Origin of the sequence: Bradyrhizobium genomosp. I (2014), from assembly GCF_000261685.1 — a bacterium.
GTDB lineage: Bacteria > Pseudomonadota > Alphaproteobacteria > Rhizobiales > Xanthobacteraceae > Bradyrhizobium.
The window spans coordinates 1-7,497 of sequence record NZ_AJQE01000143.1; the positions used below are offsets into that span (position 1 = coordinate 1).

9 protein-coding genes and 1 pseudogene are annotated in these 7,497 nt (G+C 64.3%); 3 read left to right on the forward strand and 7 right to left on the reverse strand.

All coding sequences use genetic code 11. From position 1 onward, the window contains the following. The 4 genes from uraD to IC50_RS13765 all read right to left on the reverse strand — a co-directional run. A partial coding sequence (uraD, locus tag IC50_RS13750; RefSeq protein ID WP_035705174.1) for a 2-oxo-4-hydroxy-4-carboxy-5-ureidoimidazoline decarboxylase occupies positions 1-668 on the reverse strand: 668 nt, incomplete at its 3' end. Positions 669-674: 6 nt separating this feature from the next. Then, complete coding sequence (puuE, locus tag IC50_RS13755; protein ID WP_035705178.1) at positions 675-1,610, reverse strand: allantoinase PuuE; 936 nt, start codon at positions 1,608-1,610, stop codon at positions 675-677. Beyond that, positions 1,611-2,024 (reverse strand): DUF3830 family protein, encoded by a 414-nt coding sequence (locus IC50_RS13760; RefSeq protein WP_035705181.1) that lies wholly within the window; start codon positions 2,022-2,024, stop codon positions 1,611-1,613. It abuts the gene before it with no gap. 527 nt (positions 2,025-2,551) lie between these two features. Next, on the reverse strand, positions 2,552-2,956 hold the full coding sequence (locus IC50_RS13765) for a hypothetical protein (RefSeq protein WP_050990987.1): 405 nt from the start codon (positions 2,954-2,956) through the stop codon (positions 2,552-2,554). Between the two features lie 289 nt (positions 2,957-3,245). Between IC50_RS13765 and IC50_RS13770 the strand changes: the two genes are divergently transcribed. Then, positions 3,246-3,497, forward strand: coding sequence for a DUF2798 domain-containing protein (locus IC50_RS13770; protein ID WP_035705189.1), 252 nt, complete (start codon positions 3,246-3,248; stop codon positions 3,495-3,497). A 7-nt stretch (positions 3,498-3,504) separates the two neighbouring features. On the opposite strand, the gene IC50_RS13775 is transcribed toward IC50_RS13770, so the two are convergent. The 3 genes and pseudogenes from IC50_RS13775 to IC50_RS13785 all read right to left on the reverse strand — a co-directional run. Next, on the reverse strand, positions 3,505-5,292 hold the full coding sequence (locus IC50_RS13775) for a chloride channel protein (RefSeq protein WP_035705192.1): 1,788 nt from the start codon (positions 5,290-5,292) through the stop codon (positions 3,505-3,507). 12 nt (positions 5,293-5,304) lie between these two features. Beyond that, positions 5,305-5,958 (reverse strand): class II aldolase/adducin family protein, encoded by a 654-nt coding sequence (locus IC50_RS13780; RefSeq protein WP_193374118.1) that lies wholly within the window; start codon positions 5,956-5,958, stop codon positions 5,305-5,307. A 142-nt stretch (positions 5,959-6,100) separates the two neighbouring features. Continuing rightward, positions 6,101-6,358, reverse strand: a pseudogene (locus IC50_RS13785) (MarC family protein); the annotation flags it as partial. A gap of 145 nt (positions 6,359-6,503) precedes the next feature. On the opposite strand from IC50_RS13785, the gene IC50_RS13790 reads away from it, so the two are divergent. Further along, a complete protein-coding gene (locus IC50_RS13790; RefSeq protein ID WP_035705193.1) occupies positions 6,504-7,070 on the forward strand; it encodes a YciE/YciF ferroxidase family protein in 567 nt (188 codons plus the stop codon). A 151-nt stretch (positions 7,071-7,221) separates the two neighbouring features. Next, positions 7,222-7,497: Hsp20/alpha crystallin family protein (locus tag IC50_RS13795; RefSeq protein WP_035705197.1), on the forward strand; the 276-nt coding region annotated here is incomplete at its 3' end.

Here is a 7,497-nt window from a genome sequence, read left to right on the forward strand (position 1 = left end):
CGGCCGTCGGCATTGGTCACCGCGCGCGCGATGACTCGATTCTCGCCGAGGCTCGCGAGCTCCACCAGCTCGATCGGGATGCCCGGCGCGGGCCTGCCAATGTGATTGTCCAGCACATGCGTCGAGAGCCGGCCGTGCACCTTCAGCCTGTCGTCGGCAATGACGAGTTGGTCCAGCCGCAGCGCGGAGATGCGGCCAATTTCCTCGATCGCACGTCGCGTCTCGGTCTTGGCGATATTGAGCAGTCGCGTCTCGAAATCGCGCAACACGGAATCCCTGGTGTGACGGCGCACGCAGACGATGTAGGGGAAGCCGAACTTGTTGCGATAGGCGTTGTTGGCACGCTCGAACGCCGCATATTCGGCGTCCGACAGCCGGTCGAGCCCGGCGCTGTTCTGCTCGTCGGTCGATTCCGCCGTGAGGCCAGCGGCGCGCTGCGTCTTGTTGGCGAGATCGGGATGCGCGCGGATCAGCGCCGACTGAGCGTCAGGCTCGGCGCTCTGAATCATCGCCATCAGCGCGGCGTGCAGCTGATTGATGCCGGCAAACGGCCGCTTTGCCGCGAGCTGCTCGGCGATCCATGGCGAATATTCGACGACATTGGCGAGCGCCGCGACGAAATCGGCCTTGCTTGCAGCGTTGAGATCGGCGAGCGAGATCTGCCACATTGCCTCTCACCCGATCTCGAATGCGTCGGCGGCAAGATGGGCGTGCTTGTCGTGCCAGTGCTGGGCGATCTGCAATCGCGTCGGCACCCAGACGCGCTCATGCTTGCCTATGTAATCGAGGAAGCGCATCAGCCCTGCGGCGCGCCCGGGCCGGCCGGCGAGGCGGCAGTGCAGGCCGACCGACATCATCTTCGGCGCGGTCTCGCCCTCGGCATAGAGCACGTCGAATGCATCCTTCAGATAGGTGAAGAACTGCTCGCCTTCGGCAAACCCTTGTGGGTTGATGAAGCGCATGTCGTTAGCGTCTAGCGTATAGGGAATGATGAGCTGCTTGCCGCCTGGTCCCTTCACCCAATAGGGCAGATCGTCGGCGTAGGAGTCGCAGAGATAGAGGAAGCCGCCCTCCTCCATCAGCAGCCGGTTGGTGTTGATCGAGGAGCGCCCGGTGTACCAGCCGAGCGGCCGCGAGCCCGTCGCCTGGAGGTGGACGCGGATCGCTTGCTCGATCTCGGCGCGCTCCTGCGCCTCGGTCATGTCCTTGTGCTCGATCCACTTCAGGCTGTGGCTGGCGATATCCCAGGCCGCCTCCTTCATCGCCGCGACGATCTCGGGATTTCGCTTCAGCGCGGTGGCGACGCCGAACACGGTGGTCGGCCAGTTGCGCGCGGTGAACATCCGCCACAGCCGCCAGAAGCCGGCGCGCGAGCCATATTCGAACATCGATTCGATGTTGGCATGGCGCTGGCCCGGCCAGGGCTGCGCGCCGAGCACGTCGGACAGGAAGGCTTCCGAGGCGCGGTCGCCGTGCAGGATGTTGTTCTCGCCGCCTTCCTCGAAATTGACGACGAATTGCACCGCGACCCGCGCATTTCCGGGCCATTGCGGATGCGGCGGGTTGCGGCCATAGCCGCGGAGATCGCGCGGGTAGCTCGTGTCAGTCACTCAGACTTCCTTGAAGCGGATCGGCAGCGCGCCTTTCCACAGCACGCTCTTGCCCAGCGTCGCCAGGTTCTCCAGGCCCGAGGTCAGCGTGATGAAATGGTTGCCGGCGAGCTGACCCATCTTGCTCGCGAAATGCACGCCGCCATAGGCCAGCAGGATCTCGGTCTCGCTGATGCCGCCGGGATAAAGGATGATCTGGCCGGGCGCGGGATAACTGGTGTGGTTCTCATAGCCGACGCCGAAATCGAGGTCGCCGAGCGGCATCCACACGCCCTCGCCGCTCCAGCGCACATGGATAATGTGGCTTTCGAACGGCAGCGCCTTGCGGAAGGCGGCCACGGTCTTCGGCGCCAGCTGTTCCTCGAAGCGGGCATCGAAGGTGAATTCGCCGGCGCTGATAACGAGTTTGCTCATCTCATCTCTCTGGATCGGGGCCGGAGGCCCCACGGATAACTCCGAAGCAAAGAGCATTCCCGACAGTTTCACGCAAGTGGCGCGGCCCCATTGAACCGGATTGCCGCGGGCAAGTCCATTGGCGTCCCGGGCGGAAGTGCCGAATATTTGACCGGCGCCAGAGCGGAGTGTGTCGCTCGCTGCTTGCACGCCATCATTGCGAGGAGCCCTTGCGGCGAAGCAATCCGGACTGTCACCGCGGAAAGATTCTGGATTGCTTCCGCCTTTCGCCGAAGGCTTCGGCGGACAAGTCTCTGCACTCGCCATGACGGAGTGCGAGGCAGCAATGCCGCTCCTCCACCGCGCATTTTGAATCGCGGACATGCCAATTTCCGAATTTCGGCAAAGCCACGGGAGATTGACAAGCCAGCGAAGCAGCGCGGGCGACGGACAGCCCGCATGCAACGAAAAGGGGCGGTGCGAAGGGCACCGTCCCTCACGAATCCGGAAAACGCGTTCCGCAGATCAGGGCGAAGACGCTCGCCCAGCTAGTAAGGCTGGTAGTAGTAGCGCGGACCATAATAGGGACCGCCGCCGTAATAGCCGGGGCCGCCGTAATAAGGACCCGGACCATAATAATAGCGGTTCTCGTAGTAGTCGCGGCGGCGCTGCTCGGCGATCACCCCTCCGATGATCCCCGCCGCCGCACCCATGAAGGCGAGGCCGGCCGCGCTCGGCCCGCGTCGATGGTAGTGGCGACGGCGGACTGCGCTGAAATCGGTGACGGCGGCGGTGGCCTGACCTGCAGCGGTAGCCTTTGAGGACACCGCCTGGGCCGTACCGGAGGACGCCGCAGCCGAAGATGACACCGAGGTTGCGAGCAGTGCCACGCCAGCAAACGCGGCCAGGACGGCGTTGCGGCCGGCTGCGGAAATCATCGGTCCATCACACATCTTGATCTTCCTCTGTTTTCACCGAAGTATACGCAGGCAAACAGTCTGTAACGCGTAAACCACTGAAATGGTTTCCCGATCGCGGCAAACCGCCACGCTTTGAACGATTGTAAACCGAACGATCGGATCCAGCTTGAACCATCCAACCTGAGCGGATAATGAACAGCGGCGCCGTTTTCGGTCGCCGTAAGCGTTTCACGTGAACCAACGCATCAACCGACGTGGTCGGGATCGATGCCATTCAAGGGTTCAACGTGATCGACGCGTCCATTTCCTCGAAAGAAATCAGATGATTGCGGTTCGCAAACTGCCGGCGCACTATGCGCCGATCGTGATGCCCTTTGTGTTGTCGATCTTCATGACGGCAGTGGTCTCGGTCATTTCGACGCTGCGGAGCCTCGGCGCAACGCCGGCGTTCCTCGCGATCTGGCCGGGCGCCTGGGCGCTGTCCTGGCTGGTCGCGTTTCCGACGCTACTCGTGGTCCTGCCGCTGGTCCGCCGGATCGTGGCCTGGCTCGTTGCAGCCCCACCTGCCCGATAGCAGATGCTTACGACAGCGCCCCCAGCACGCCCCTCGTCGCCTTGTCGATCTCCTCGACATAGCGGCGGCGGGCGAAGGTCTCGGTGAGGAAGCCGACCACCTTGCGGCTGTCGGTGGAATCGACCACCGCCAGCATCTCGGCCTCGGCCTCGTCGAACACCGCCATCGCCGATTTCACGTTCATTTCCGGGATCAGCACGATGTCGATCAGGCGCGCAAGCTCGATCACCTGGATGTCGTCGGCAATGGTGTCGAGATCGCTCGAGAACAAATCGGGCAACAGGACGAGGCCGACATATTCGTCCGCGTTGTTGACGATGACTATACCGGGCCGCGAGCCCAGCGCGAATTCGCCGCGCGCCGCGGCGATCGTCGTGGTCGACGGCACCTTGCCGACATCGGAGCGCATCAGGCGTTCGACGGTGAGATTGCGCAGCCAGCCGACGTCGTTGGCGCTGCGGATGGTCTCGCCGCGCAGATGCAGGCGCCAGGTCGAGAAGGAGTGGCCGAACATGAAGCGGACGCAGATCGAGGTGACGATGCAGCCGGCCAGCACCACGGCGGTGACATCGACGTTGCGGGTCATCTCGAGCACGAGGAACGACATCGTCAGGGGCCCGCCGACGATGGCGACACCGAGCGTCGCCATCCCGGTCAGCATCGCGACCAGCGGATCGATCACGAAGTTCGGGCTGATGAGCAGCAGCACAGCCGCGAAGAACTTTCCGATCAGGCTGCCGACGAACAGCGACGCGAAGAACAGGCCGCCGCGGAAACCCGAGGCGAGCGAGATCAGGCAGGCCGTCACCTTCAGGGCGATGATCAGCGCGATCAGGCCGATCGTCATGTCGTGAAAGAGATCGAGCACCATGGCGCCATGGCCGGCCGCCAGCACCTGCGGCGTGATGATGGCGAAGCCGCCGACGATGAGGCCGCCGATCACCGGACGGAGCCAGACCGGCATCCAGGCGAACAGGCGCTCGAACTTCGGCGAGGAGCGCATCACGGCGATGCCGACGCCGCTGGTGACGAGGGCAAGCCCGATCAGTGCCAGATATTGCTCGACGCCGACCGCGCTGACCTTGGGTATCTCCAGCGAGTACGGCGCGCCGCCGAGCCATTGCGCAGTCAGGGCGCCTGCGAGCGAGGCCGCCAGGATCGGAGCAGCACTGCCGACCGAGTAGACGCCGACGATCAGCTCGCAGGCGTAGAAGGCGCCGGTGATCGGCGCGCCGAACGCCGCCGCGATCGCCGCAGCGGCGCCGCAGCCGACCATCAGGCGCAGATCGTTGCGCCGCAGGTTGAAGAACTTGCCGAGCAGCGAAGCGACACCGGAGCCGATCTGGGTATAGCCGGCCTCCAGGCCCACCGAGGCGCCGCAGCCGTTAGAGATCAGCGTCTGGCCGGATACCACCACGCTGTCGCGCATCGACAGATTGCCGCCACGCAGCGCGTTGGCCTCGATCGGATCGACCGCGTTCGAGATCTTCATGCGCCGCCGCGACCATTCCATGATGCCGAGCGAGAGCCCGCCGAGCGCAGGCGCGATCAGCGCCGCCCAGGGACTGACATAGGCGTTGGACGAGAGGCGCACGTCGATGGGAATGCCGTAGATCACCACATGGGCGATCTGCGCGATCTCAGCCATCAGCGTCACGATCGCACCCGCGAGCGTGCCGATCACGAGGGCGAGGGGGATCAGGTAGAACTCGTTGCTGCGCAACAGCGCGCGGAGCCGAACCATGGTGCGGTTCGTCCCCTTGCGATCGACGAGATGTCTGATCCGCACGAACACCTTCGGCCCGCCCTACCCTTCCGACAGGCCGTAACCGGCCATGCGCCGGCGGACCCGTTCGATCTCGTCGCTCGGAAGCAGCGGCGGTTGTCCGATCTGGAGGCAGCCGTGATATTGTCGCGCCAGTGTCTCGACCTCGACGGCCAGCCACATCGCCTTGTCCAGCGTCCTGCCGATCGCGATCATGCCGTGGTGGTCGAGCAGGCAGGCAAGCCGGCCTTCGAGCGCCCGCACCGCATGTTCGGACAGCTCCACCGTTCCGAACGTCGCATAGGGCGCGCAGCGGATGCTATCGCCACCGGCTGCCGCGATCATGTAGTGCACAGGCGGAATCTCCATGCCCATGATTGCGAGGATGGTGCAATAGGTCGGATGGGCGTGCACGACGGCATTGACGTCGGGCCGAGACGTCAGGATGTCGCGATGGAAGCGCCACTCGCTGGACGGTTTCTGGTCGGGCGCGTGTGCGCCGTCCATGGCCATGAAGACGATCTGGTCCGGGGACATGGTCTCGTAGGGCACGCTGGTCGGCGTGACCAGGAGCCCGTCCACATGCCGGACGCTGATATTGCCCGAGGTGCCCTGGTTGATGCCGAGCGCGTTCATGCGGCGGCAGGCGTCGATGATGGCTTGCCTCTTGTCGAGTTCGTCCGCAGTCATCGACATCTCGGTTTCTTCTCGGCTTCTTGGCGATGGACGTTTGTTAGAGGGGAAGTACGTCAAAGCAATGCGGCAGCGCAAGCGAAAGCGACCGGATCGCGGCCCGTCTCGTCCCCGAATTCCCCGCTTCCCGAAACAGACCGCAAAATCAACAGATTAGCAGACTGTCGCACCTCAACGACAGGCTCGCCCGGACGGCCGCAATCCCGTTGATGGCGAACTGCACGGAATGGGCGGCGAGCAGCATGCCGAGCACGCGCGAGAGCACGGCATTTCAGGTACGCCCGAGGGTGCGCCCGATCGGGTCCGCAGAGACGAAGCACAGCATGCAAAGCAGACAACCCGCGAGCACCACCGCGATGATGATCGCGAGCTTCGCGCCATGGCCGGCATCGCCCGACAGCAGCGCCAGGAAGACCCCTGCAGGCGCCCGACCTGAGCTACCGTCGCGAACGCCGGCCGCAGTTTGGAACTTTCGTTCTCCGAAGGTTTTGATCGCCCGAGGATTGAGGAAGGCGACGCCTTCCGGTGTCACCTCATGAGGAGGACGTATGGCTAAACGAGCGAAGAAACGCACGACCAGGAAGACCGCGGCGCATCGACCGCGTCAGGCGCCGAAGATGCTGAGCGACCTGTTTCTGGAAACGCTGAAGGACATCTATTTCGCCGAGAGCAAGATCATCAAGACCTTGCCAAAAATGGCGAAGGCGGCGCAGTCGAAAGAGCTGGCAGCCGCCTTCAACAAGCATCTGCGCGAGACCCAGGGCCAGGTCAAGCGGCTGGACCGGATCTTCAAGATGCTGGGCAAGCCCGCGCGCGGCAAGCCCTGCGAGGCCATCAACGGCATTACCGACGAGGGCGCCGGGATCATGAAGGAGTTCAAGGGAGCGCCGGCGCTCGATGCGGGACTGCTCGCGGCCGCCCAGGCGGTCGAGCACTACGAGATCTCTCGCTACGGCACGCTCCGCACCTGGGCCGAGGAGCTCGGCATGCAGGACGCAGCAAGGCTGCTTCAGGAGACGCTGGACGAGGAAGAGGCGACCGATCACACCCTGACGGAGCTCGCCACATCCGTGATCAACCTCGAAGCGGAAGAAGAGTACCGCACCGCGGCCTGACCCACGCCCCCACCATGACGGAACGTCGCGGCCCATGCCGCGGCGTTCGTTTGTTTGGTCGCACGACGGCGCATGGCACCTCGGCGCCACCGCTCTGGATTTCCCGGGAACCCGCCCCATATGCAGGCTTTCCCACCCCCGAGCCCGCATCATGCAACCCAAAAATTCCCTCGACTGGATGCTATCCGAAGCCCTGGACTCGCTGACCCGCGCCGATCGGCTCCGTCAGCAGTTCGGCCGCCAGGAAGCCTGCTGGGAGCCGCCGATCGACGTACTCGAAACCGAGCGTGAGCTGTTGATCCTGGTCGCGCTTCCCGGCGTCAATCCGGACAATGTCGAGACGGTCATCCGTGACGGCGTTCTCATTATCTCCGGCCAGCGCACCCTCCCGCCGGAGTTGCGCAACGCGCGCATCCACCGGCTCCAG